Here is a 26,732-nt window from a genome sequence, read left to right on the forward strand (position 1 = left end):
AAGGTCTTTTGGACGATGAGACCAAACATCGACATCAGCCACACGCTGGCTGGACGCGTGAAGGACTACAAGGAGGCTGCCGATATGGACAGTCTGAGTGAGGCGTATCGAGAGGTGATCGAAGCGGGGTTAGAAGCGGTGGAACGTCCAGACGAGTCGTAGTCAGTGAATAGACCAGGCCGGCTCTATTGAAACCCTCTGCCGCTGATAGTTTACTGAGGCCGTGCTGAATACAGAGGATGTAGTCAGCACGGGGTGCGTTCAATTCAGGTATATTCGGATATTACGCTTGTTTGGTACGTCTACGAGGTGAGCCGCCAGGTGTTAGAGGGTAGCCTTGATAGCTCCGACAGCGAGCGTCGGTAGCTGACCGAGTACCGCTGGGAACGTGAGTCCGAGCTGCTCCTTGAAATCTGTCATATCGAAAAAGCCGTTGATAGAGGTGATCCCATCGTCGGAGAACGCGATGACATCAACGCCGTTCATCTCTACAGACTGGCCTGTCGGCGGGAGTGGACCGAACGGCCCATCACGAGTCCCGTACATCGTCCACTCGACGAACAGCAACCCCTTATCGTGGTCAGCGACACGTCGCTCAACTTCGAAACGTACGTCCGGAAATCCCTCAGTCGTTTCCTCCACCCATTCTTTGATCTCCTCACCGGAGAGTGTCCCTTCAGTCGCTGGATCAGAAACCGTTCCCCCGTCAGCAAACGCATCACCCCCTCGGAGTCGTGGTTGTTCCACCCCTCGACGTACCGGTCGTAGTATTCGTCAATACTACTCGTTGGCATACGACCGGTATGCGGCGCTTCAGGCTTCAAACCTTATGCCTCTCACCGTATTTCCGACAATCTGGGCTTCGAGGCCGTCCACCCCGAACACCCCTACTGCCCGGTGCTGTCGGTGGTAGTACTATGTTGTGACGTATTATTAAGTGGTCAAGAGTGGAAGGACCCGGTCATGAACGACGGTGAGGGAGGCGTTAACGATGCTGAACCGCTGGTGTTCGAGCACGGAATGGACGAGTCGGGCGAGAAGTACGTCCGCATGGAGGTCACGCTCCACCCGGGAACGGATACGGCAAATGATGACCTCGCTCACCATCCAACGCTGTTCGACGTCCCCGACAGACACGTACACCCGAAACAGGAGGAGCGATTCGAGGTGGTCACGGGCGAGTACGCCATCGAGCGGGACGGCACACAGCATACGCTGACGCCGGGCGACGAACTCGTCGTCCCGCCGGGCACGCCACACACCCAGCGGAACCCGACAGACGACCCGATTCGTGTCGCCCACGAACACCGCCCGCCGCTGGACTCGCCGACAGTCTACGAGTCGTTCTACGCGCTAGCACAGACAGGGCAGACCGACGACGACGGGATGCCGGGACCCCTCCAGACCGCAGTGGTGGTCGACGAGTACCCCGGCCACACGTACAGACCCAGCCCGCCAGTCCCTGTCCAGAAGGCGCTTTTCAGCGTCCTCGCGGGCGTCGGTCGACTGGCCGGCTACGAGGCGACCCACACCCACGACGACGTGGTCACCCACGGCTAACTGTCGACGCGTGACTGCTCATCCGGCTTCCAGACACCCAACGAGAACCATGTGTGGGACACGGGCTAGTGCAACAGTTGCGTCAGGTTGCGGTAGTGTTGCAACGCGGCGTGTTCTATCTACACGAGTTTGGAGGGTTATTACCTGAGCACAGTAGATGAGCCTTGTTTAGATGCGGTGTCGGTCATCCCCGACAACCCCGGTCCGACCACTGAAATCGGATCGAGAGACAGTCACAGACCGATTCAGTACAACCGCCACAACCACTAACCGACGCCTGCAGGAGCGTCTAAACAAGGCCCAGTAGATGTATCGCAGCCATCACCATCACTATCGAATAGCGTACGAGATCCGCGCTCTATATTCAGCACGCGATACCTGTCAGGCCTTGAGTGTTTCAATAGAGCCACCAGGCCATATTGGCGCTCAGATCACCCCTGAAGATGTTGGCTCCGCTCCCTACGTATCATCGCGCTCGGTCGCGACGGCGCCGTCGGCAGTTGCCTCCCACTCTAGGACGCGGCCGTCGTCCAGAAAATCAATACTGAACGGCATCGTCACGGGTTCGAGTCGGGAGGAGTCCCCTCCTGGTCATCGCTCGTTGCGACCGCGGTTTCGAGCTCCTTGAGGCGTTCCTCGTGGTCGTCGAGTCGAGCCTCTTGTTCGAGATCGATGCTGAGCAGCGCCGGCAGCAGCGGGTTCTGATGGTTCAACAGCCCGCTCGCGTCGGCGTGCTCGCGGGCGTACTCGAATAGGCGATCGAAGCGCGGCTGGTCGCGACGCCGCAGTGCCCGCCGGAACTCTGCCCAGCGCTCTTCGATAGCCCGCAGTGCATCACGGTAGGTTGGGTTCGTGCGCCCCATCGCTATCGGCCTCCTGTCCCGGTCGCGGTCCACGCATCGAGCAAGGGATCCGCGGTCGTAGCCACGGTCTCACCGTCAGCGGTGACGCCCGTTCCGACGCCCTCCGGAGTCGACGGCGCTGGCGTCGTCGGTTCCACGCCGACCTGCGTGGCGCGTGCCGCAAGCAGTTGCCGCCAGTACGCGAACGTCGTCTGGTAGTACGCGCCGTCGTCGACGGGATAGACGAGCGTCTTGAAGTCCTCGCCGACAACTCGTGGCCCCATCCGGGTCTGCTCGCACTCCAGGTGGTAGTCGGCGGCCGTCGCGACCGGCGCCGTGAAGTCGTCGCGCTGCGTCCGCGTAACGAGCACCGGGATGTCGTACCCATCGGCGTAGGTCGCCAACCGGGCGAGAGTTCGAGCCTGAAGGGTTCCCGCGTGGGTCTCGCCGAGGGTATCGTCGGCGCGGTACTGGACGTCGACGGCCGGCGCGACGATGAGGGCAGGTGTGTGGGGCGACGTGTCCTCGTCACGACTCGGTTCCCCTCGACCGGCCGTCCCGGCATCAGTGGTGGACATCTGGATCGACTTGTTCACTGCCGTCGGGAGATCACAGACGGCGCCGTAGTGCTGGTAGGCAGTGAATCCGCGTGCCACGTGGATTCGGTTGAGCAACCGTTGACTGGGCGCGATCTGAGCGAGTGTCGTCGTCGTCGCGTGACCATTTGCGTCGACCCAGAAGGCGGGCCCGTCGTACAGGAGGAGATGGTCGAGTACGAGCGACTGCAGGATCGGGACGCTGCGGCCTCCCTCGACGTCGAGCAGCGTGATGCCGTCGCCGAGTGACGGCAACAACATCTCGTCCGTAGTCGGATCGGCCTGGTCAGCAAGGGACCGATTGCGGTCAGCGCCCCGTGTCGGCTGGTCCACCGCCAATCGGTTCGACGTTGGGGGTTCTCCCATACTCGATTAGTTGTCTACGTTCCCGATAAGCCGCGGCGTGTCGCTTCCGCGTTTCAGGAAACTCGATGTGATCCCCTCCAATCCCGGTACAGTCCCGAGTAGTCTCCGTTTGGATCCTGTTTCCGAGAATAGTTCCTGAATCGTGCGTTCTTCGTGTTAACCAACACTGGCGCATATCGACGGCAGTATGTTGGTTAACACTCCACAGCTACACTCTCGAGCTAACTGCTCGGTATGTTAATGCTCAACGCCACGTTGGAAGAGGTGCTATATGAGCTACCCACGAACCCACGTCGACCACCGAAACCCCGATCACCCCGAGTCAACGCACCCAACTCGAAATATCGTGAATGCCCACGTTGTTGCTGGGGAATTCCTCACTTCGCGGTACCACGAGGCGCTTCAAACTGTTCTCCATCCCCTCGACGAGTCTCTGGACACCAAAGACCAACGCGCTCAACGACCTTGGCATCGTCCACGCTAATGGTTCCTTGAACGAGCTTTCCCCTATCGTTCGTACATACGTCAAACTCGACGAGTATTGGACACGTACCCATCGTACTGCGCTCAACGAACTATTCGCTGATCGACGTGCTCACGTCCTGAGTTGCTGTACGCGATTCCTTTCAGAGTTCCCTCGACACACTCTTGAAGCTGAATCTGGCCGTTCCGGAACTGCGCTGGATACTACCCTTGCTCCGCTTCTCGAGTGCGGATTTCTCTCACACACAGATGATGAGAAAACCCCATACTCTGTTGATGAACACCACGCGCTATATCGGCCGACTGAACGGCTCTTCGACGCACTTCTTGACCAAGCAGCTGTTCTCTGTGAGCTACTGTCCCCGACCGAGCTCTGATCGCACGATTCAGAGCCTTTTCGGCTCTGCAGAAACTCTCTTGGTCACATTCCATCTGCAGTGAAACAGCCGGTACGTGGGTTTGCATACTTACCGAGAACCTGGAAGAGAACGATGTAGACCTGGAACGGGTCGAAGTTCGGCCTCTTCAGGAACTGAACCGAAAGGAAAACCCCCAGAGTAACCTGTTCAGCCGATTCGACCAAAGCAAATACTGGAAAACTCTCTTAATAACAGACTTCATCGATGTCAATTGATGGAACTGGATCGACGAATCCGAGTAACTCCCCTGCAAGCGGGAGAGGTCCTCACTCTTCTCTCAATCCCGCTTATCCTTGCTGTCATCTACTATTTGACCCCGATATCGTTCCAGCATCATCTGGTCCTTGATCACACGAATCCGGCGCTCCACACGTTCTGGACGAACTCGCTGGTCCACGAACACAAACCCGGTGACGGCCACCTCATAGGGAACATCGTAGGTTATACAATTCTGGTCCTCCCGTGCTGGGCACTCTACATCCATAGGAACCAGAGACGGAGATTCTGGACCGGATTCCTGATACTGCTAACTCTCGGCGCACTTACCGCTAGTATCAGCAGTTATCTGGCGTTCCACGAAGTCCTCGGTCTACAAATCCAGAATGATCGCGGGTTCTCAGGTGTTGTCGGTGCAGTAGACGGGTTCCTGGTGATGACGATTCTCCAGACATTTGCCCAAGAGCAGGAGGAAAAAGTCGCAATGCTGTCCGTGGGACTCTACTTCGCCTACCTGTTCATGGGCCTTGGAGCTCTAACCTCCCGATACATTATCCTCGGATTTGGAGTGCTAGCCCTGATAGCAGTGTTTGCAGGAACCCGGACAAAGTATGTGTCCCACCCCGAGCAGCTCTCCGATTGGGGGTATAAGAATCGTCGTCTAAGCGGGATTCTAGTTATCGCTGCGCTCGTGAGTACGTTCGCCTTCGCTGCAGCATTGCCCACTGAGATCACCAGCTCGTCAGGCGGTCTGAAGAACATCGTCGCCCATGGTGCCGGAATCCTATTTGGGATGACCGTTGAGGTCTTTCTCCGACGGATCAACTAGTCGGACTCTAGTCTGCTTTTTCTGAACTCGAGCCTCTCCTAACCCCTCTGACTCACCCCCACGGATCCACCGTTAGAATTCACGAAACATGGCAAAACATGGACTAAGATGGAAAATTATAGGGGAACATTAATAATAATGGAGTATCAAGGAATGTGATACGATGCAACTGGCCAAAGTGAATTCGGGGCACTGGAAAGACTCGCACGAGGAAGGGTTCAAGCGACGGTACGAGTTCGCGAACTACCTGACTGACAACGACATGGCGGCGATCTCGTTCATCGATGATGACCCCTTCAACGCCGGGATTCTCGAGCCAGAGACCGAGGTCATCGAGAACATCACTAAGGACGAACTTTCAGAGGCGTACGTTGAGGCCGGTAAAAACGAGGGAACGGCTCAGAACTACGCCGAACAGATCCTGCGGTTCCGCGACGTCCCGGTTGGAACTCCCATCTGGCTGTACGTCGGCCGCAACATGGTGTACAGCCTTGGAAAAGTCACCGGCGAGTACGAGATGAACTGGGACAGCGACTGCATGGACGAGTTCGGCTACCCCCACCACCGGGAAGTCAAATGGGCGGAGACCCCGCGCAGGTTCAACAGGAAGCACTTCCTACCGGAGGACCTGCAGAACTGGCTGGCATGCGCCAATCCGTCCGGACGTACGAGGTCGAACCAGGAACTGATGTCCAGAAGTTCCTTCAGCTGGCCTACGGTGTCGGCGAGTCCATGTCCGGACTCAGCGAGATTGAACTGCAGACAGCGCTCTACTAAACTCCTCTACCAGCGTTCAGATATCCTCGTGCCAGCTTTCGATAGCCTCAATGTCCTGCTCCAAGTTCGGGGTTCGATAATCCACCAAATTCCGGTCCAGTTTGAGTGTAGTGAGTGCAGTCATGATTGGTCTGACTCGATCATCGATTAGTTGGCTGTACTTACTGATAATTCCCAAATCAACCGTCAAACGAGGGAGCAACAGAACCAGCCCTTCACTTTCCAGATACGTTGAAGACTCTCCCGGTCGGACCCGGATGTATGTGTGGCCGAAACTCGCTCTTCATCGACCAGGCTGACCTCGAGGCTCGCTTCGACGCCGAGGTCGCCGCAGACGGCGGGTACACACCCCGATACAACATCGCGCCTGGCGAGGACCTCTTCATCATTACGAACGAGGCTCCAGACGACATCGACGCCTACCACTGGGGGCTGATTCCGTTCTGGGCGGATGAACCCGAGGAGGGCATCATCAACGCTCGCTCGGAGACTGCCGACGAGAAACGCGTCTTCGAGCGGGCGTGGGAATCACGTCCCTGCCTCGTCCCCTCGTCAGGATTCTACGAGTGGAAATCGCCGAACGGCGGGTCGAAACAGCCCTACCGGATTTTTCGCGAGGACGACCCCGCGTTCGCGATGGCCGGGCTCTGGGACGTCTGGGAGGGCAACGACGAGACGATCTCGTGCGTCACGATTCTCACGACGGAGCCGAACGACCTGATGAACTCAATCCACGACCGGATGCCGGTCGTCCTCCCAAAGGACGCGGAATCTGACTGGCTCGCCGCAGACCCGGACACCCGCAAGGAACTGTGCCAGCCGTATCCGAAGGACGATCTGGACGCCTACGAGATTTCGACGCGAGTCAACAACCCCGGTAACGACGATCCCCAGGTCATCGAGCCGCTGGACCACGAGCAATCGGCCCTCGGCGAGTTCAGTTCCTGATAGCTGACGGGGTCACGGTCACTGCATCGGCGACGCCGCCGCCGAATCGACGAGCGAGTACTCTCGATCCCGACTCGTCCCCTCCGCCTCGAGGAGGTTGTATTGCTCCATCTTCGAGAGGTACGTGCGGATAGTCCGCTTCGTCCGTGGGTCATCGACCTCCTCGGAATAGCGCTCGTGAATCTCGCTCGGTCCGACCGGGCCGTGCTCGCGAACGATGTCGTAGACAACTCGCTGATGGGGGGTGAGTGAGTCGAGGCTCTTCTGCTTGATTTGGGCCCGAGCATCCTCGGCAGCGTCCAGGAGAATGTCGTCGGTGATGCGCTCGTGGTTCTCGCGATCTGCCTTGCCGGCGGCCGTTCGAAGGATGCCGATTGCGAGGCGGGCGTCGCCGGCGGCCGCGTCGGCGATGCGATAGAGTTGGTCGTCGGTGATGACGTCCTCATCGAGTCCCCACTTCGCCCGCGCACTCAGAATGTCGAACAACTGCTCGTCGTGGTACTTGTCCATCCGGACGTGTTCGCTGGAGCGCAGCCGGCTCACGAGGCGGTCGTCGACGCGGCTGAACAGCTCCTCCTCCTTGTTCGCGATGCAGATGATCGCGAACTGCGGGAGGCTGTGGAGGTCGTAGATGACGCTGGGGTCTTCGAGCTGGTCGACCTCGTCGAGGATGACGACGGTTCGCGGGCCGTCATGCTGCTGGAGGCGATCGACGAGTTCGTCGTGGGGCGTCGACTGCCGGTGGATGTCGATGGTCGCGCCGAGGTCGTCGAGGATCTGGTAGAGCGTCCGAAATCGGGTGTAGTTACGCCAGCAGTTGACGTAGATGGCCTCGACGTCGAGGACCTCTTCGCGGAGCCGTTCCGTGACGAACTTCGAGATGCAGGTCTTGCCAGTGCCGCTGGGTCCTGTGACAATAGCGGTGTCGGCGGGTTCACCGTTCGTGATTGGCTCGAGGACGCTGGAGAGGTGGTTGACTTCGGCGTCGCGATGCTCAACTTCCCGAGGAACGAACCCGGCCCGGAGTACACGAGCATCGCGGATCATCTGTGGTTGAGGAAATCCTTCTGTGGCAGGATATATAAGCGTATTTGGGTTGTTTCAGGAAAGCATATTCCTACAGCTCATCAGTATCGATTTTCCTCTCTGCGCGGCTTATTCTGCTCTAATCCGAACTCAGCTTTCCGGAAGTTCTAGGAAAACGTGGCTTCTGCCACCCATTCAGATTAACCAACAAATTGTCGCATTGCTCACTCTGTTGGTTAACTTTGACACTCTTGACTCACGCTAGTTTCAATAATTACTCCTTTGGGATGTTTCTATCCGAATAATTTATTAACTATGTCTTGTATGTAGTACGTATGCTCGCAGTTCCCGATTGGCTCAAATGGAACTACAGCCTTGCCCCACGACATGCGATCTTCGTAGTGGGTGTACTATTCGTGACAATCGGATACTGGCGACTTCTCCCAGAGAGAGGATTTGATTCGATCACTACGTCACTGCTCGTGGTCGGTGCGCTTGGAACGCTCGGCGCAGCGATTCGCTGTTCGATGCAGGAACGTATGACGTTATTCGCGTGGAGCGTTCTAACCCTAGTAGCTGCCTTTCTTGGAGGAGTTGAGCTCCTGCTCATCTACGAGAAAACGTCGATGGCGAATATGAGTGCAACACACCTTGAAGCAGCAGTACTGTACACGCTCGCTACTGCAGCCTTCGTCGTTGCTATTGAGCTATTCCTCACCATCGCCGGTGGAATCATTCGACGGGCTCTATCCTCACGTTGGGGTGGGGGCGGATCTGGTTCGACGCCTGAAGAGCGGATCCTGACTGATACCGAACTTGAAGAAGGAGGATATACCGAGAACTCTGATCTCAAACGAATCCTCGGCCAGTTATTGATATAGCATGCGTCGACGGAGCCGATCGAGGAACCTGCAACCAGATAACTGGCGTCTAGTGATTGCTCTTATTGTAGTATTCGTTGTTCTGAGTGGGCTGTCCGCTTATCTCGGAGTAGTCGCATGGTTAGCGAATTTCATTCATGACCTGTTCTTTGGTGCTGCTGTATAGTCGGCCTTGACTCAGGAAACAAAGCTAATTATCAACAAATGGATCGAAGGACGTACCTCAAATCAGCTGCATCAATTTCTGCTGCAACCGTTCGTTTCCCTACGATCTCTGCTGCGAGCTCCTCTCACGGGTTTATCGATGAATTTGGGCTTGCTGTTGTAGACTTCTTCGACGACGATTGGGGGAGGAAAGATCTTGAGGACGAGGTCGGGGAGGCCGTCAATTTCGTTTGCTATGCATATGGGAAGCTAGCTGACCAGGAAGACGAGGAACACTCCGCCGATGCTGGATTTCTAAGTCAGTTAGAGCAAATCAGCTTATCGAATCTCAAACAGAACCCAGAGGCGTACAATTGGATTCTTGAATATCTCCAAGATATCGTATACTTCGTCAGCGAACTCGATGTTTTCGCCGATTCAGTGGCCGGTAGGCTGGAAAGCTTCGCTGAAGACGCCCGGAACATTACGAAATACATCCCCTTGATCGGGAGCATCAAAGGTGTCCTTGACTCTGGCTGCTCGATTCACAAATCACTCGAGCGTGATGAACAGGTCGCTGAAAGCGCCTACGTGAAATTTTTCAAGTGTGTGGCTTTGGCCGTGGTCGAGGTTGTTCTTCTCGTCACCGGCATTGGAGCATCGTATCGGGTTGCATTCGGTGCCACCGGCTGGGTGAATCAGCAGCTAATCAATGTCGTTGGACGGTCCATCGGCTGGAGGGCGTATGCTTGGGTGCTAAGTCAGATCCACTGGGGAATCAGAGTTGCCTTCGCTGAAGGGTCCGGCCTGGCCATAGACCGTACCGTGGGGGAGGTCACAACCATAGTCGTCTCTGACGCTCAGACGGTTGAGACGGATTTGGATAAAGAGGAAACACGGCAATGGGTTCAGAACGATGTGGAGGAGATCGTTGGCTATGTCGCTGATGGAGAGCTCGACTATATGCTCTGGGAGCTTGATCAGTTGCAAGAAGAGACCCTCAGGAAGGCAGAGAGGCGACAGGATCGATTTCTACAATCAGTGAACGACTTCGTCGAGAACCTCCCGTTCTAATATAGAACTCTACTCCAGAGACCGTTTTCAGTTGTGGTAGTCACCAAGAAAAAGTCCAGTCCTGTTCTTAACCACTATCTCTCAGATTTTGAACTCTTTTCTGCTAATTCACTCTGCTGGGACTAAGTCGCGGTGACGGAATGAAATTGGAAGTTCCTCCTCTGTTTCCAGAGATTGGACAGTATACGTATACGCATCTAACGACCGACCAGTTTGAGAATCTAAGTCATCAATCGCAACTTCCGTGATCTCGCAAATCATTCCATGGTATCGGCTATCTGGATCATCAGGACCGAGATAGATACGCACTACGTCCGACACCGAATACGGCTCAGAAGCAGGTTGGGGAATGTCCTTCAATGGATAAACTCCGTTCTCGTTATTCGGCGGTCGTTTCCTGCGATTCTGCAGACGCACTTTCGAGCACGTCTTCTACGATCTGGCTAACCTCGTTTGGGAAGTAGAGTCCTGCCTCGTGGAACTCTTCGCGAGTGTCCACCCGCGACAAGTCTCGAAGGTCGTTCAAATTCGTCTGGGAGATGACGTAGGAATGTAGGGAGACGTGGTCCTTGCCCGTCCGCTCTGCTAGTTCACTCTCGTACGAATCGATTCCGTCATAGAATTTAACGCGGTGGTCTTCCACTGGCTCTCCTTCTCGAACCATACCGTGCGGTTCCAGGAAAACAATGTGCTGAGTGTCTCCGTTCTGAAGCCACATAATGAAGTCCGGGAAGAACCGATTCCCATCGCTGAGCAACCCGACGCCTTTCCCCCGTGATTGATTTCTGAGAAGATATACCTCCCATGAATCGAGGATATTCTGGCCGTCGGGGGATTGGAAATAGCTTTTTAGATTTGTCACGAGCCGTTTCTCGCCTTTGTTCAGCGGTGGTGGCGAATAGTCGATGTCCTCTTCGTCAATACTTGTCTCCTCAGCGATAAGCGGGAGATACAGGTGGCGGTCGAAATGAACTCGATTCGGTTTCCCGTCAGCATTTGTGTACAACGAGTCGTCCTCGACTGCTTCCTGCAGTTCGCTCAGGAAGTCCTCGGCGCTCGTTTTGACTGACAGCGTGTACCTATCGAAGAAATTCCCCTGTTCGCGAGTTAGCTCATCGTCCATCGGGACGTAGGACAGCTGGCTCTGTTCCCAATTGCTCTGTCGTCCAGAATAGAACTCCTTGATGTATTTCCGGAGAATCATCACGGCAATCTGCTGTATCTGCTCAAGGTCGTCGACGTGCTCAACCTCGAGCATTGACTCCGGGCAGTACAGCGTATAATACTCGTTGGAGAGGATCTTTTGCAGTATTCTCTTCTCACAGACCAGATTCCGGTATCCCTTCTCTTTGCGGAACTGCCAGACCTTTCGGTAGATCTCGTGCCAGTCCAATAAGTCGAGATACTCTTCTGGGATTGTCTGAGGCTCTTTCTCATCAACCTCGTTCGCGGATTCATCACGGGACGACAGTACCCCAACTTGGGGCATAATGTCTATCTCGGGCGTGATATCGCCTGTAGCTTCAAGCTCTAGGTTGACCTCGTCGACGTACTCAGAATCAACCTCTGGTCGTACAACTAACAATCCCTGGTTCTGGAAATGGTCCTGGGTTTGAGTCTCGATCTCTACGACTTCACGCGGCTCGGTGTCGATCCCCTCATCGGAGAGGTAGTCCCGGAACTGCGCCATGTAATCGGCACGAACGCCGAAGACGTTCAGCGTCTCCAGAAGCGGAAGGTTCGATGGCGGGTCTACTTCAAGTTCTGAAGACCGTTTGAGCGTTCGGTCTTTTCCCAGAAGTCGGACTCCTCTCCCGAAGAGCTGGATGACTTGAGACCCTTCTCCCCGCCCGAAGTTCATTAGGCCCATCGTGGAAACACGCCAAGAGTCCCATCCCTCGATGAACTTTCGCGACCCCATAAGCACGTTAATCGGTGAGTCGCGCTTGTTGATGGAACGGAAGAGCGATTTCTTGAACTGGTCTGATTCAACGGTGATGTGCTCGTACTCACCTTCGACTCGGTCGAGGAACACCCGGTCCCCACCGATATTAATCACACCAAAGTAATCATCTGTCCCGCTCGCCCGAAGACCGATCTCCCCGTCTGCATTCTCGATGTTGACAAGATCCAGGCCGGACGACGCACGAACGTGGAACATCTCCTCCAGTAGCTGATCGTAGATATCCTCGCCGTCGAGATCGGTGTCGCGGAGCGCTTCAAGCGCGTCGCCAAACGGATCGATCTCATCATCGTCGACCAACCCGGCGTCCTTCTGAAGAACGCGGTCGATAGCCTCGGGTACCCAATTGTCCTCGTTTCTGAGAACTTTAGCCATGAAGTTCAACGACTTCTCGACGTCGGTGAGGGTCCGGTCCTCGTTTTTGCTGACCTCGGATTGTGTCGCTGCGTTCACCGTGTGGCCAATGAAGACCAGAAGTGGGAATTTGATATTATACGTGTTCCGGACCGTATCTGGGTCTTGGTTGAACACGTGAATCTGCTCGTAGTAGGTAAGGAGATTCGCAAGCAGATACCGATCACGGAGGTCAGTATCGACCTCACTCTCCAGATTCACAATATGGTAGTCCTTCCCGTATCCGTCATCGTAGAACCGGGGATACGAATAGTCGAAGAGGATCGACTTCCCGTACTCTTCTTCAACATCGACGCTTGCCTTCGAAAGTGCCTGCCCGAACGTCGCACTGTATTCGAAAGTAAACCCGTCTTCGGCGAGACTCTCGCGAAGCTTCCGCCACGTCTGGCCCTTTCCAGATCCCTTGTGCCCTTCGTCGACGAGGACCAGATTGTTGTGTCCGAATGATTCGACTTCTATGCTGAGGCCCTCGCCTTCCTTCTCTTCGACCAATTTCTGTATCTCGATGACCTTAACCGGATTTTTGCCGGCGCCTTGCAGTTCGATAGTATCAGCATTGAAGTGGTGGCACGGAATGCTACTCTCGCGCAGGTCCTCGATGTGCTGCTCCGAGAGGCCTTCATTCGGTGTCACAAGGAGTATGTTCTCTGGGAGGTCCTCCGAGCCCTCTACGTAATCGAGGTACTGGTAGTAGTTGATGTGCATGAGCAGTGTCTTCCCACTGCCCGTTGCCATCCAGAACGCCAGTTTGTCGAGGTCACTATCATCGAACTTGGGGAACTTGATCCGTCCTTTTTCCTCGTTCTGCTCGTTGACAAACTCGTTGAGGTTGGCCAGAAACGCTTCTCGATTGTTCACCACTCTATCGAGATACGCCTCCGTCACCAGACACGCCAGCACCTGGAACGGCTTCAGCGTGATCGGGTCAGATCGCCGTTCGTTGAGTGCTTCGGTGTGTGATCTGACGTTCTCGTCGTACTGAAGCAACTGTTCAGGCGTCAGAACCTCACCATCGGATTTGAACGAGACGAACCGATAGACGTCACTACGCCCTTCGTCGTCGTACCCCTCTTCTTGGTTGTCCAGTTCCTCGTAGTATTGGCGGACTGAGCTGGGGTCGTTCGGGTCGTCGACGCCGAAGGCGTCACGGAAGTAGGCGGTCAACGCCATTCGCTTCCGTAGCTTCTCAAGCGCACTACGCGACATCGGGGCTTTCCTCCATCTTTTCTCGGAACGTGATTTCGAGCGGTTCTGCCTGCGCAATCTGGCTCTCGCCGTTCACGTAGACGCGATCGTACGATTCGCTGTTGAATTCGTCGTCGAACCAATTTTTCTCTTCTTCGTAGTCAATGTCCTCCGTCCGTCGCCACGCTGTGAGGACTGTTTCAACCCCTGATTCAGTATCGACCTCACACTCGGTCACAACGTAATTTCGATCCTGATGCGTCTCGTGCCAGTACTGTCGGACATCAGCTCCGATGAGGTAGTGGAACGTCTCGACGAGGTCAACGGTCGTGGGCTCTCGGCTTGCTCCGTTCTGTTCGATCTTCAATTCGTGGCTGAACGGCTCCTCGAACGTACTTTCGGGTACAAGGGAAGCGCTGTCTTGTGACTCAAAATCAAGCATATATCCCGACGTATAGTCGTCCACTTCTTCCTCCAAGTAATCCTGCAGGGGACCGCTGGATTCATTCAGAATAATATTGTTGAGTGCATCCTCGTAGGATTCAAGACGGTGGTATTTCACCAAGTGTGTCTGACCGTTGCGATTTTGTGGAACCCCTTCTGACCAATTTTGACTAAAGGCGATTTTTTGAATACGTGGACGAACAAGACTGTCAAAATATTCGCCCATCTCTGTAATCAGATACTCCCGATTAGATTCTTCCTCAGCGTTCATTTCCATCACAGCTTGAGCGGTGGTACCTGACCCAGCGAAGAAGTCTGCTACAGTCGCATTAGGCAAGTCTCTCGCAGTAACTTGGATGACTCGCTTTATTAGCTGAGTTGGCTTAGGAGTGTCAAAAGTACTGTATTCAAATAGCGATTTAAGTTCCGAAGTTGCGGCATCAGTGTGGCTCGCAAATTCGTAATCCCAGAAGTTGATTGGAGTCATCCCATCCCTAACTTCTGATAGGAATAGTTTCATATCGGGTATTTCAGATTCTCCATCTTGGCCCCACCAAATTTTATCCTCTTCGACGAGTTTTTCGAATTCTTCTTCCGAACGTCTCCAAGCTTTCTGCTCGCCAGTAGGGACAGTTGTTTCTCCCGTGTTGGGATTTGTTATTGGGTATGAGAGTTGAGGGCGATCATTAGCGGAACGTGGATTGGTAAATGGGATAGCCTTCCAGGGACCTCTATCATCATTATCTGGATTGTCATACCGCTCGTCTGCCTCGTCCTCTCGAGGAAACAGACATTCTTGAAATTGGTCTGTCTTACTGTAAGCTAACAGGTAATCTATTACAGAGGTGAACTGGTCCGTATTATTACTACGAGTATATCTTTTCTGCCACGATATTTGGCTCACGAAGTTATCCTCTCCAAATACCTGATTGAGAAGCAGCTTCAGCCTCGACTGCTCATTGTCGTCAATATTGACGAATATCGCGCCGTCGGGGGAGAGAATAGATCGACCTAGATGGAGACGATCGTTCATCATGGAAAGCCATGACGAGTGCTGATAGTTGTCTTTGTACGGGAAACTTTTCCCGCCCGTATTGTACGGTGGATCAATATACGTACAGTCGACTTCGTTCCGGTACTTCTGTATGAGGAGATTTAGTGCTTGGAAGTTTTCGCTATTTACCAGAACACCATCTGTGGACTCTTCGATATTCTCGAAGGTGGACAGGAGTTTCAATTTGAACTCATAGTTGAACAGCGCGGTGTCGATCATCACATAGGGGTGATTGTTCAGGAAAGTCTGGTCGAACTCACCCTGCCACTTTAGATCCGTGTCCCACTGGTCCGTGTTGTAGACATCCTGCCACTGTTCAAGCTGCTCATCGTTTTCGAGTATAACGTCGTAGAGGTCGTCAGGGACCTGGTCGAGCGTGACCATATAGTCGGTCTGCACGACGAACTTCTTCTTCTCGAAGAGTCGCTTTTGGAAGTCCTCTATCTGCGCAAGGAACGAAATGATGCGTTCTGCGATATTTCGCACCGTACGAGCCCGCAGCATCGGTGGAGACGGCCCGTCATCAGCCTTAATCAGTTCGTCGACGTCGAGAACCTCGTTCTGAAGGAAGAACTCAAGTTCGCCCTCAAGGAACTTCTGGAGATCCTTGTGGACGAAGTAGTCCATAGAGTTCTCAGAGACGTACCGCGTAAGGTGGCTATTTAGCACGGTGGAGCCCGCACCATCGTCCTTCTCAGTGGTGAGAATACGTTCGACTCCTTCGTCCTCGACGTGGCCTAGGATACGTCCTTCGAGAGCATCACACCGCATCTCGGGTGTCATGTGCGCGAAGGAGCTTCGGTCGTTGCCCGTAGTCTCGTTATACGCCTCGACGTAATCGTCGGCCTCGTTTTCGGTGATTTGCCGGTATTGGAACCAGATTGTCACCGTCTGTTCGTCAGAGTCTGTTGAAACCGGCTCCTCCCGGCCGAGCATAAAGTATCGACTGTCCCCTTTGAGGTTATCCTGTGGAATATCTGCCTGCCTTAGGCGGAACTCGACGGTCCACTCATCGGTCTCAAACCGATAGTCTGTGAAGTGCTCACCCGTTTTGACGTAGTACTGGTCGTTGTTCGCCCAGTGGAAGTACGTCTCTTCCCCGTTGTACGGGACGTAGAATTTCGAGTCCTTTGAGGAGATACGCCGCTTGGTGTGGAAGTCCCCGTCCTCGTAGTATCGAGAGAAGAACCGATACAGGTCGTTGAAGATACGGGCTTCCGTCTCCTCAGCGACGGCGACCTCTTCCCGAGTCTCCCAGAGGTCCTGATACTCCTCTAGATCTTTTTGTCCGAGGTTCGCGTACTGGTCTTTCAGTGACCCATCGGGGTTGAAAATATCATCTTCCCATCCCTTCTGGAGTTCTTCGGCTTTCTCTTCGAGTTCCTCCTCGATCTCGGCGCGCTTCGCATCGGCCAGAGATTCGAGACTCTCGTCGACGGCGTCAAGAAGATCGTCTTCGATGAACTGCTCAATTCGGTCTCGACGCTGGTTCAGTATGCGGTAGACACCAAAGTCCAGATCGGAAGCGTCGAACTGGAAGAGATCCCGTAGCAGTTCCTGAAGCTGTTCTCGATTTTCGTCTCGTGTAACTTGCGTAGACATGATTAGGTTCGTGATTGGAGGGGCCGATCAGACTGATATGCACCGAGGATCGCAATCCCAATGTTCCTGTCGGATAGTCGTTCTTCAACTCCGTCTTCCGTATGGTATTTGACCATCCGTATGAGGCTATGTTGCAGTATTTCTGACCAGCCGTTGTAAAAATATCCGTTCGGTTCTGGGGTGGTACATCTCATGGTTAGCAAATGAGGAGGAACAGCCAGTAGGGAATGTAACAGAGGTTGACGCCATCTCGCTCTACAACGAGTGAACCCGACTGCGTCACTTCCTTTGGCAGACTATCCGCAATGATGAACCTGTAGGGAGCTTCGTAATCGAGGTCGAGAAGCTCCTCTCCGCCGGGTTTCGGGTGCTTCCCGACAGTAGGATCGAATTCCACTGCGATTTCATCAGCATTCCCTGCGTGTGGATGATAAGAGAGAACGAACGGGACAGTTACCCCATCCTCATTGTGGAGGATGTAGTCGACGGTCCCCGACTCAGTCTCGAAGTATTCGACCTGAGGGTCCTCGTCACCCGAGCCGCCAACCCTCCACGCCAGTCGCTTAGCATGGTCGAACGCGACGGTTCGAGCTAGCTTGTACTCGAACTCGTGATTGAGCGATTGCGTCTTCTCGTAGGTCTCGAATCCGTGGTGTTCCTGACGTTGAGACAGAAGTACAACATGGCGCGGATTCCGGAGATAGAGTCGTGTACGACGGTGGCGTTGAAGTGAGAAGTCGTGGGATTCCGAAACGGAGAGTCCGTCATCCAGGACGGATAGGTACGAATCGATAGTCCGCCGATCGACTTCCAGCTGATCGCTGATGTCCGTATATCGAAGCTCATTCCCAGCTTGGCTCGCAGCTAATGAAGCGATTCGATGGAGGTTCTCTGGTCGTTGAATCGATTCATACTCTGCGAGTTCCTTGTAGAGATACAGGAGGAGGTGAGATCGGATGAGCTCGTTTTTGACCGGAGTTTCCGTAGCGCGTAGGAAGATTCCACCTTTCTGCAGGTACTCCCGAGCGGCCTCATACAGGCCATCTCGCTCAACGTCGGAGAAGGCTTCAAAGCAAAGCTGATTCAGCGACGCGACCGCGTCGTCCAAGTTTTCCGATTCCGACAAATTACTTCGGACATCCTTTATCAATGCCTCCCCGTCCATACTCCTCGTTTGATGCGACTCCACACGAAGAGCAAAATCAGGGTCCGTTTCGAGTAACGCAGAGTCATCATAAGCTCCCTGCTTGATGGTGTCGATGAACTTCATCGGCAGCATCGCACGAGGATAATTGATTTTGGCATCGCTTGAGGCCGAGGTCCCACGTAGGTCAACCTGCGATTCTACAATGCCGGTGAGCAATAGATAGGTATCATCATCTACGAGGTCTAGAAGAGCGCTCTGTTCATCTTCGTCGAGTCGCAGAGCCCCAATATCGTCGAGGATGATGTACTTACGACCCCGACGTGGGGCGACGTGAGAACGGAAATAGTCGATAACGTTTTCCAGTTTTTCCACAGCGCTGCTTGAAGGTTCGAGATGGTAGAGAGAATCCTCAAGAGGGACATAGAGAATCTGGCGTGGATCAACGGATCCGACAATATCTAAATCACGATGGCCGGGAGAGAAGTCAACGGTGTCTGAATCAAGGATTGCAGCGATGAATTGCTGAAGAAGCGTCGTTTTGCCGATTCCGGTCGGTCCGTAAATGGGATATACGAGACTCTCAGTACCGTCTTCTCGCTCGTCATCAATGGACTGCAGTACTTTGAGTAAGTCTGATCGTGGGTCTAGAGAAGCGGTTTGTTCTAACTCAGATAGTGAACCATTGCCTGTATCCCACCATTCGTTATGCCATTCAGCGTCTGCGATGAAATCAGAACCGTCAGATGGGTCTGTCATAGAGGAACTTGACCCCGGCATAGTATAAATATGTAGCATCCTGATGAGGCAAATTTCGGTTTTAGCGTAGCACCAACGTTCTTGTAGGTGGGCTGTGAGGACCCTCAATATGATATGTCCCCGTTTGTCTAGGTTCGCTTTCGACTTACCCTACAAATCAGCAGCAGACTTTCAATCAAGGAGATTCTGGGCCAACCTCCGATCCACGAAGGAACAACTGGTGGTTGCGGGGGATCATAAGCGTGTCTGAGGTCCAGCATTTCGATGGGACGCTCATTACTGTTCCATTCGGGACTGGAGAGCCCAGATCAACAGTTACTGAGCAATATCAGGCCCTTCTGAAGGAATATAATCCAGAAGACATCCTCGTCATCACTGGATCTCCGACGAGCATGGAGACGTTTCGGGAGGAACTCAAAGACATAGCACCCGGATCAGCTGTCCCACGTGTCACGTCCTTGGTCGTTCAAGCGACCGACGTCGTGAATCAGACCGATAACCGAGCGATTCTCTCAGACGCAATGCGTCGCGAGCTAGTCCATCGGTTCCTCGAAGAGCAAGAGTGGGACAGCGAGCATTTCAGGCGTGCAGCCAAGCAACCCTCCTTTCTGAGCGATATTGCCCAGCTCATGGAAACTGCCACATGGCAGGATATATCCTTTGAGAAGACACCCGAGCTAATCGAAGTCGCAGAGCTCGTGGAGGCATTCCACGACTGGCTCGACGAACACGACCACCTCGAACGCGGCCAGCTGATCACTGAGGCGAATGCTGCGCTGTCGGAGTCCGAGAAACGAGATGACGTAGTCGATGTAGAGGCGATCCTCGCCGTCGAGTTTGAGGAGTTCCTACCGTTCGACCGTCGTTATCTCGCTACGGTAGCGGATGGGCTGGAACTCGTATGTGTAGCAGAAGAGAACGCAAGTGTTCGGCGTACATGGATCGAGCCGGGACCAATTACTGACTACGTCTCATTTTCGAGGAGAGAGTCTACTGCAAGGACAGCGCCCCCATCCCGACCGGCGGCGACAGGCGCATATCTAGCGACTGAAACCGTTCACGAAGATCCTGAGGTGGGAGAGGTGAACGTCATCCCGACAGAAACCGCCGACGAACAGATCAAGAAAGTCGCCGATGAAATCGAGCGGCTTCGAGATCGAGAGAACTGGGATTACGAGGAATTCGCCGTCGCACTGAAGCAGAGCGGTTCCGCAGTAATCGAGACTCTTCGTGCCTTCCAGCAGACAGGGGTTCCGACAGAGTCATCGACTGTTACAGGGTTCGGCGATGACCCCGCTATTCGAGAGCTACTGCAAGTCGTTCGCTATCTGGCGGCCGATGATGACGATGCTCGAACAGATCTGCTGGAAGCCTCGGTCTTAGACGAATCGATTCTGGCCTCTATCGAGCAGATGGAGGGCCTCTCGAGTCCGCTCAGACGGTGGGCGACCGAGTCAAACATGAAGGTTCGAATCGCTGAGGAGACGTCTCCACTGAACGTTCGTGCCCAATTTGGGAACGTTCGGCGGGCGTTCACGATGGCGGAGTTCGTAGAAGACACGCCGTTCATCGAAACGACCTGGGAGTCGTTCGCGACGATGCTTGAACGGGCCCACGAGTATGCCCCTCAACAGAACCAAACAAGTTCGACCGAACTTGACGGAGGTGTCCGAGTCGATCACTTACAGGCGATTAAAAACGGGTCCTTCCGAGCAGTCTTCTTGCTAGACATCGTCGACGAAGAGTATCCTGGAACTCCTTCCCTGACTCGGTTGTTTCCCCAAGAACGCCTCTCTGAGATGCCGGACTATCCGGGCGTAACACAGGTCGAGGCAGAAGATGTCACTGACACCTTCCCGACCTCCTCGACAGCGTCAAGCCGCTCGTTCCGACGATACCATGCAGAGCACGCGCGACGGCGGCTCGCCATCGGAGCAACCGCTGCTGGCGACCGGCTGTACTTCTGTCTGTACAATCACAAAGACACCGCACTGGAAGAGCGTGCTCAGCCGTCGCGGTTTCTCACGGACGCGTACCGGCAGTTGCCGTGGGTGAAAGAAGCGACAGAATCAGAGATCAGGAGCCAGCGAAGAGCGGAAGAATATCTGCTCTCTCGCGTCGACAACGCCCTTGCAGACGTCCGTCGCTCTCACAGCCAGGATGTGACGGTCTCTCTCGACGAGGTCGAAGCTGAGCTTTCGGAGATTCAGCACCTCCTCAGTGAAAGCGGAACCCGTGGCGAGCAGCTTCGGGATGCGCTGCAAGCACGTATCGAGTTCGCCGCTGGAGGGGTTCGACGTGACTGACGTTACCTTCCTCTCACCGTCGCGCCTCGCGACCTACGCGGACTGCCAGCGTAAGTTCGATTATGAGTACGTACAGAAGGTCAACGCCCCAGAGAAGACACGGTTGTACCTGAACCAGGGGCGGGCCTATCACGGAACGATCGAGGTAGTCTGCGAAGCAACTAACCCAGAAGATGACGCCCAGCTCATCTACGATCGGGCAGTAGAGGCATTCCCTGAGCAATGGAGAGAGCATATCTCTCCGGACGAGTACGCGTCAAACGCTCACCAGGAATACCAGCGCCTCGAAAATCTAGAGGCAATCAAGACCTTCTTTGACCCTGATGGTGGCCACGGCATCGATCACGCTCGTCAATCCGTTGCGACGGAGAAGTGGCTCGATTGCGTCGAGAACGGCCTCGGATTGCGTGGGAGAGCCGATAATATTCTCCGGACGGACGAAGGGATCCACGTCATCGATTACAAGCGGAAGCTCAGGGACGTAATTACGTCCAATACTGCTAGCGTCCTTGAGGACCATCTAGACGGAACGGATCACGACCCGAAGAGAGTCAAGAACGTATTCCAGGCGGCCACATACATCGAGGGCGTCAAACAATCTGACCTCTACGAGGACGGGATGAATATTCGATTCAGTTTCTACGGTCTCCTGAATCACACGTCGTTCGAAAGTACACCAGACGGATATGAAATCTCTATACGAGGCTATCCACGCGATACCACAGACATCTACGAAGAGTATCATGACACGATATGGAATCTCCTACAACGTGCACACGAAGGGATCACGAGCGGCTCTCACGACCCAGATCCGTTCCCACTCATTCACGATGAGGCCTGTCCCGACTGCAAGTACCGAGAGATGTGCACAGAATCTCTCGCAGAGGGGGTGAAGCGATGAGCGACGACGTGCCTGATTGGCACCCAACCATCGAGGACGATGAGGATCCGAAGCCACAGCAGCGGACGATCATCGAGTCGGAGCGGTATCCCATGCGGGTCCTCGCAGGTGCGGGGACCGGAAAGACGTTCACAATGGTCCGGAAAATCGAGAACCTCATTGACGAGCACGGAGTTTCTCCGGATCGGATTCTCGCGTTGACCTTCACCAACAACGCCGCTGATTCGATGCGTGAGAAACTCAACGCAAAACTCGGACCCGCAGGGTATGACGTCGACGCGTATACGTACCACTCTATCTGCAACGAGATACTGACGGACTATGCCTATGATGCGGGATTAGATCCAGACTTCGAGATCGCAACGGATGCTGAAAAGTACGTCATCGTGCTCGATGTCCTCGACGAAATCGACTACCGTGCCGTCAAACCCAACGTCTACGGCCCAGATTCATACGTGAGCGGCGTCGCATCGAAACTCCTCTCCTTTATCGGGTCGATGAAGCGAAGTGGGATTTCGCCCGCAGAGATCGAGGAGTATCTCGGGTCACCGGAACAAGTCTATGAGCTCGATGCTGTGCCAGACCGTGTTGAGGAGATTGCAAGTGACCATCTTGGTGGTCGTTCAGTTTCGACCGTTCTCGACGGCATCCCGGATACACGAGCCGACCTCGTCGCAGAACGGGATACCCTCCGCGATGAAGGATTAGAGGCGAGCATCAAAGACTTCCTCGACCGACTCGTTGACCTCTGTGACGCACTCGAAGTAGCGTTTGAGGAGCATGAGGCTGGTCGGCGGTCGCTTCCCGAGGATGCACACAAGCTGCCGAAATACCTCCTTGGAGGGTACAGTAGTGCTCCGAGCGGGATACCAAACGACCTGAAGCTCGAACTGACAGACTACCTCCGAAACACTCTCGACGAGTGCAAAACTGCCCTGGATTTGAACACAGGGTATGAGGCATACGAGCGAGAGCTCGACCGTCGAAATCTGCTCGACTTCGATGGTCTCGTGGTCAAGACAGTAGAGCTGCTCGAGACTGACGTCGGAGAGGGTCTGGGCGACCGATGGGACTACGTTTTCTGTGACGAGTTCCAGGACACTGATCGTCTCCAGTTCGACCTCATTACATCCCTCGTCTCAGAGGATCGCCTATTCGTCGTGGGCGATGACGACCAAGCAATCTACGAATGGCGCGGCGCGAACGTCGCAAACATCACTGACGAACTCGACGACGTCTTCGGGCCCGACCTGGAAGACGAACCGCTAGAACAGAACTTCCGGTCACGTCAGCCCATTCTCGACCTCGCAAATGAAGCACTAGAGCAGTTAGCGGATCGGCGGAGTACGAAAACGCTCACGCGTGTCGACGAACCCAACTTCGACGGAGACACGGTCGCAGTCGTTGAGGAAGCCGACGACGAAGACGACCGAGCTGTGCAGTTGGTGACTGTCACCCGAAATCTTCTGAGTGGCGATGCAGAAGCAATAGATCGGGCGTACGATCCGGGGGAGATAGCACTCCTCGTTCGGAATAATGACCACGCAACCCCAATTCTCGAAGGGTTCGACGAGGCAGGAATACCCTATCAGGTTGCGGGAGATCTCTCCACGGAATCAATCGGGGTCGGCACCGTCGTTGCCTATCTAAAGGCGCTGGCTCGTCCCGAAGAAGACGACGTAAGCTGGAACCGGGTACTGACGATGCGTTACCGTCTCACCGATGCTGATCTGCGTCGTGTCAATAGCCACGATGACGGTACATATGCTGGAGTATGCAACCAACCCCTCGAAGTATTCGATGAGCCCGACCGTATTCAGGAAGTACGAGAACACATTTCTCGCCTTCTCAAACTACGTGAAACAGCCTCCCTCAGCCACCTTTACCGGAAACTCAAACGCCTGACCAACATCGATTGGTACCTCAGCGAGCAAGAGCGTCGTGACCTGGCGCAACTGGACGAGATTATCGACCAGTATGGAAACGACGCTGTACAGCCCCCACTCACGCCGCAATTCATCGATTCGCTGCAGCATTATGACTCGCTCCTCGAGGAGAGCGGGTCGGCACCGACAAGTCAGCCAGAACTGGCCAACGACGCGGTCAACGTCATGACCATTCACAAGAGTAAGGGACTCGACTTTCCCGTGGTTCTGATGCCCCGGTTGACCGCTGACGAGTGGGAACCAGGGTCACGAACCTACGACACATTCGAGTCAGCACTGTCTGAAGGTCCAGAATCAGTGTTCGACAAAGATCTCGTCGCACAAGATGCCAACGAGGCCCGCAGAATACTTCACGTGGGGATCACTCGTGCCGAAGAGATACTCGTACTCCACGGAAGCAGAGAGGAAAACGACACAGACGACGAAAGGCCCGTACACGATGCTGTCGAGAGCATCCTTCCAGAATCCGTTCCCTGGCGGCCAAGTAACGGTCACCTCCCGATCTGGCGCGATTTACAGGAGTGTCTTCCATCGAACCATGCTGATTGGACAGCCTCTCTCGCGAGCACAGTAGTTGGGGACGTCTCTGGACAAGTGACGTACGGCTCTGAGAACCTCTCAGCATCAGACGGACGAGACCGCGTGATCACATTCGGAAACAAGCTCATAGAAGGCTCAATCGAGAGAGAACCTGAGAACCGACGATTTTCAATTGACGCCCTGACTGGGCCAATGACCCCAAACCCGGCACTCCAACACAGTTACACCTCACTTGAGGCCTACGAGGAGTGCCCCCGACAGCACTTCCTGGACTACGTCGTCAACGGGTTCTCCGACTACCGTGAGAACGGCTATGGCGGAGACGGTATCTCACAGCGGATAGTCGGGCTTCTGTTTCACGATACCGCAGAAATCGCTGCGAAGGAACAGGCAGCAGAGCGAGCAGAATGGTACGCTATTTGTGAGCGGCTGGCCGGACAACGGCGTGCCACGGATGAATTACCGGTCGCGAAGGAATGCATCGACCGGTATTTCGACCTCGATCTAAGCGGCTGGGAAATCGTCGATGCTGAACGAGAGTTCCAGCTAGAAGTGGATGGCCACGAACTCGTCGGGTTTATCGACGCCGTCTATCGGACCCCGGACGGTGAGTTGGTCGTCATCGACTACAAAGCCACCGAGCGTCACCGAGACATTGACGAGAACAAGCAGCTGCCACTGTACCTGCTCGCCTGTCGTGACCTCTACGAGGAACCGATTACCCGCGCGGGATACGCCTATGTCGGCGATATCGGTCCGAAAGTCGAGACCCGTTCGTTCGGTGAGGGTGAACTAGATTCAGTACGAGCAGCGGTGTCGACGACGATGGATCGAATCAAGGAGACATCGTTCAGCGGGTACGAAACTGGGGAGCACTGTCGGTGGTGCCAGCACAGTTCCCTTCCCTGCGGGGAAGAGTGGCGTCAAGAAGACGGAGGCCGCTAGTAGGTCATCGGGAATGACGGTTGACCGGTCGACCGCTCATCGTCAGCTATAGCGAACAAGGGATGGATGTCTGCGAGCGTATAGGTTTCGAGACACGCATACAGGTTCGAGGCTCGGTTGTCCTCTCCTGCTGCGCTAGCCGTTAGCCACGCCTCGCCGAAGTACGGAACGTCGCTGTTGAATACGGTGGGATCCGCAAGATCGTCAGACGGAGGGTCGCGGTCTTCCTCTCGCATGATCTCCCACTGGCTCTCGCGCCACGTCTGCGGTTCAAGCCCAGTTTCGTAATCTGTCCAGAGCGTCTTCGGTGCGGGCGATCCAACATGTTCAGCCATATCCTCGAGTGAACCCTCCCCAAGCACCCGATTCTTTGCCGACGAAAGGTCGGCATGGTAGTACGACTCGAGTGCTGTACGTACATTCTCTGCTCGTCCAGGCTCACCGATTTCCGCAGCGGCCCGTTCCGCACGACCCACCAAGACTGGAAGGTCGAACCACGCGCCCCCGAAGGTGATGAGAACATCGACATCCCTCGCATCGATCCAGTTCACAACCGCCTCAATAGCGTCGAGTTCTGCAGAAGCCGTCTCGTCTTCACGGAAGAGGACCTCAGCCTCAATCTCCTCGCTCGGACTGCCTCGGTATCCAACGCCGGTACAGAGTAGTTCCTGATGGTCTGGGTTCGGTGGTTCGAGCTCTCGCTCGGAAACAGTCGTAATCGTCTCGATGTCGAGTGCTGCAATGGCATCGGCTGCACCGAGTCGACGAACAATATCAGTCGTATCTGAAGGCGGCATCTCTGGGCGGCCAGAGAGCTGGCGGACCTGCCGATCCCACTTCGCTTTGATACCGATGGTTCCCTGGTACACGTCTGGGTTGACGTCGTCGAACTCATACCAGGTCCCTTCTTCAAAGGAGTAGTCAACGAGATCGCAGTCGTCATCGTCGAAAACTGTGAGCTTCACGTGCGTCCCCAGCACATCTGAACAATGGACCAGCTGCGCCCACCAGTCGTGGTCTGGGGTTCGTTCGACCTTGTCGATCCGCAACGGGACTGTAAGACCGTACTCGCCATCTCGTTCCGCTGCGACGAGATTACTCGCGGTCAGGGTGTCTGTTGCCATAATAGTCCCACCAGACTAGAAGTATAACTACTTTTTGATGGCAGTATTTCCATAATACTGTGTTTGGGATGATTCTAGTCGGAACGCTTATTTCCTGACAGAGTATTGGTGGCCTCAAAGAGGATGGCATATGAACACACAAGCGGCATTCATCCGACAAACGAGCCGGGATTACAGCTAGATGGATCGAACCTACAAATTGTCGTACGGAAAGTGGCCCTAACGAACCTCGGCCGGATTACAC

At 54.7% G+C, this 26,732-nt stretch carries 20 protein-coding genes; 10 read left to right on the forward strand and 10 right to left on the reverse strand.

What is annotated here, in order from left to right; all coding sequences use genetic code 11:
• The first annotated feature begins 15 nt into the window (after positions 1 to 15).
• Positions 16 to 162, forward strand: a complete 147-nt coding sequence (locus P0592_RS19295; protein WP_276274261.1) for a hypothetical protein — start codon at positions 16 to 18, stop codon at positions 160 to 162.
• A 162-nt stretch (positions 163 to 324) separates the two neighbouring features.
• On the opposite strand, the gene P0592_RS19300 is transcribed toward P0592_RS19295, so the two are convergent.
• On the reverse strand, positions 325 to 747 hold the full coding sequence (locus P0592_RS19300; RefSeq protein ID WP_276274283.1) for an ester cyclase: 423 nt from the start codon (positions 745 to 747) through the stop codon (positions 325 to 327).
• A gap of 216 nt (positions 748 to 963) precedes the next feature.
• Between P0592_RS19300 and P0592_RS19305 the strand changes: the two genes are divergently transcribed.
• A complete protein-coding gene (locus tag P0592_RS19305; RefSeq protein WP_276274263.1) occupies positions 964 to 1,560 on the forward strand; it encodes a cupin domain-containing protein in 597 nt (198 codons plus the stop codon).
• Between the two features lie 557 nt (positions 1,561 to 2,117).
• Here the strand turns inward: P0592_RS19305 and P0592_RS19310 are convergent.
• From P0592_RS19310 to P0592_RS19320, 3 genes are all read right to left on the reverse strand, one after another.
• Positions 2,118 to 2,423: a DUF8156 family protein gene (locus tag P0592_RS19310; protein ID WP_276274264.1), complete on the reverse strand. Its 306-nt coding sequence runs from the start codon at positions 2,421 to 2,423 to the stop codon at positions 2,118 to 2,120.
• 2 nt (positions 2,424 to 2,425) lie between these two features.
• Positions 2,426 to 3,364, reverse strand: a complete 939-nt coding sequence (locus tag P0592_RS19315; RefSeq protein ID WP_276274265.1) for a hypothetical protein — start codon at positions 3,362 to 3,364, stop codon at positions 2,426 to 2,428.
• Between the two features lie 904 nt (positions 3,365 to 4,268).
• On the reverse strand, positions 4,269 to 4,430 hold the full coding sequence (locus P0592_RS19320) for a hypothetical protein (protein ID WP_276274266.1): 162 nt from the start codon (positions 4,428 to 4,430) through the stop codon (positions 4,269 to 4,271).
• A gap of 50 nt (positions 4,431 to 4,480) precedes the next feature.
• On the opposite strand from P0592_RS19320, the gene P0592_RS19325 reads away from it, so the two are divergent.
• From P0592_RS19325 to P0592_RS19335, 3 genes are all read left to right on the forward strand, one after another.
• Complete coding sequence (locus P0592_RS19325; protein ID WP_276274284.1) at positions 4,481 to 5,311, forward strand: hypothetical protein; 831 nt, start codon at positions 4,481 to 4,483, stop codon at positions 5,309 to 5,311.
• Positions 5,312 to 5,474: 163 nt separating this feature from the next.
• A complete protein-coding gene (locus tag P0592_RS19330) occupies positions 5,475 to 6,239 on the forward strand; it encodes a hypothetical protein (protein ID WP_276274285.1) in 765 nt (254 codons plus the stop codon).
• 110 nt (positions 6,240 to 6,349) lie between these two features.
• Positions 6,350 to 7,036 carry an SOS response-associated peptidase gene (locus P0592_RS19335; RefSeq protein ID WP_276274269.1) on the forward strand — a complete coding sequence of 229 codons (687 nt, stop codon included), beginning with the start codon at positions 6,350 to 6,352 and terminating at the stop codon, positions 7,034 to 7,036.
• A gap of 18 nt (positions 7,037 to 7,054) precedes the next feature.
• On the opposite strand, the gene P0592_RS19340 is transcribed toward P0592_RS19335, so the two are convergent.
• On the reverse strand, positions 7,055 to 8,083 hold the full coding sequence (locus P0592_RS19340; protein ID WP_276274270.1) for a Cdc6/Cdc18 family protein: 1,029 nt from the start codon (positions 8,081 to 8,083) through the stop codon (positions 7,055 to 7,057).
• 314 nt (positions 8,084 to 8,397) lie between these two features.
• On the opposite strand from P0592_RS19340, the gene P0592_RS19345 reads away from it, so the two are divergent.
• Positions 8,398 to 8,943, forward strand: coding sequence for a hypothetical protein (locus P0592_RS19345; RefSeq protein WP_276274271.1), 546 nt, complete (start codon positions 8,398 to 8,400; stop codon positions 8,941 to 8,943).
• Positions 8,944 to 9,147: 204 nt separating this feature from the next.
• The gene (locus P0592_RS19350; RefSeq protein WP_276274286.1) at positions 9,148 to 10,161 is read left to right on the forward strand and encodes a hypothetical protein; all 1,014 of its coding nucleotides are present in this window, start codon (positions 9,148 to 9,150) and stop codon (positions 10,159 to 10,161) included.
• A 108-nt stretch (positions 10,162 to 10,269) separates the two neighbouring features.
• Here the strand turns inward: P0592_RS19350 and P0592_RS20305 are convergent, their stop codons facing one another.
• From P0592_RS20305 to P0592_RS19365, 4 genes are all read right to left on the reverse strand, one after another.
• Positions 10,270 to 10,578 carry a DUF8139 family protein gene (locus P0592_RS20305; protein ID WP_473092248.1) on the reverse strand — a complete coding sequence of 103 codons (309 nt, stop codon included), beginning with the start codon at positions 10,576 to 10,578 and terminating at the stop codon, positions 10,270 to 10,272.
• Positions 10,541 to 13,744: a DEAD/DEAH box helicase family protein gene (locus P0592_RS19355; protein WP_276274287.1), complete on the reverse strand. Its 3,204-nt coding sequence runs from the start codon at positions 13,742 to 13,744 to the stop codon at positions 10,541 to 10,543. The genes P0592_RS20305 and P0592_RS19355 overlap by 38 nt, the downstream gene beginning before the upstream one ends.
• Positions 13,734 to 16,823, reverse strand: a complete 3,090-nt coding sequence (locus P0592_RS19360; RefSeq protein WP_276274288.1) for a site-specific DNA-methyltransferase — start codon at positions 16,821 to 16,823, stop codon at positions 13,734 to 13,736. Before P0592_RS19360 ends, P0592_RS19355 begins: the two co-directional genes overlap by 11 nt.
• A 196-nt stretch (positions 16,824 to 17,019) precedes the next feature.
• Positions 17,020 to 18,726 carry a DUF4143 domain-containing protein gene (locus P0592_RS19365; RefSeq protein ID WP_276274289.1) on the reverse strand — a complete coding sequence of 569 codons (1,707 nt, stop codon included), beginning with the start codon at positions 18,724 to 18,726 and terminating at the stop codon, positions 17,020 to 17,022.
• A 242-nt stretch (positions 18,727 to 18,968) separates the two neighbouring features.
• Here P0592_RS19365 and P0592_RS19370 point away from each other — a divergent pair, with 242 nt between their 5' ends.
• From P0592_RS19370 to P0592_RS19380, 3 genes are read left to right on the forward strand one after another with little or no spacing between them, the layout of a single operon-like run.
• Positions 18,969 to 21,032: a DNA helicase UvrD gene (locus tag P0592_RS19370; RefSeq protein WP_276274290.1), complete on the forward strand. Its 2,064-nt coding sequence runs from the start codon at positions 18,969 to 18,971 to the stop codon at positions 21,030 to 21,032.
• A complete protein-coding gene (locus tag P0592_RS19375) occupies positions 20,980 to 21,933 on the forward strand; it encodes a PD-(D/E)XK nuclease family protein (protein WP_276274336.1) in 954 nt (317 codons plus the stop codon). The genes P0592_RS19370 and P0592_RS19375 overlap by 53 nt, the downstream gene beginning before the upstream one ends.
• Positions 21,930 to 25,364 carry an ATP-dependent helicase gene (locus P0592_RS19380; RefSeq protein WP_276274291.1) on the forward strand — a complete coding sequence of 1,145 codons (3,435 nt, stop codon included), beginning with the start codon at positions 21,930 to 21,932 and terminating at the stop codon, positions 25,362 to 25,364. Before P0592_RS19375 ends, P0592_RS19380 begins: the two co-directional genes overlap by 4 nt.
• Here the strand turns inward: P0592_RS19380 and P0592_RS19385 are convergent.
• Positions 25,361 to 26,488, reverse strand: a complete 1,128-nt coding sequence (locus P0592_RS19385) for a hypothetical protein (protein ID WP_276274292.1) — start codon at positions 26,486 to 26,488, stop codon at positions 25,361 to 25,363. The genes P0592_RS19380 and P0592_RS19385 overlap by 4 nt on opposite strands.
• Positions 26,489 to 26,732 lie beyond the last annotated feature (244 nt).

The sequence above is a fragment of the Haloarcula litorea genome, from assembly GCF_029338195.1.
Lineage (GTDB): Archaea > Halobacteriota > Halobacteria > Halobacteriales > Haloarculaceae > Haloarcula > Haloarcula litorea.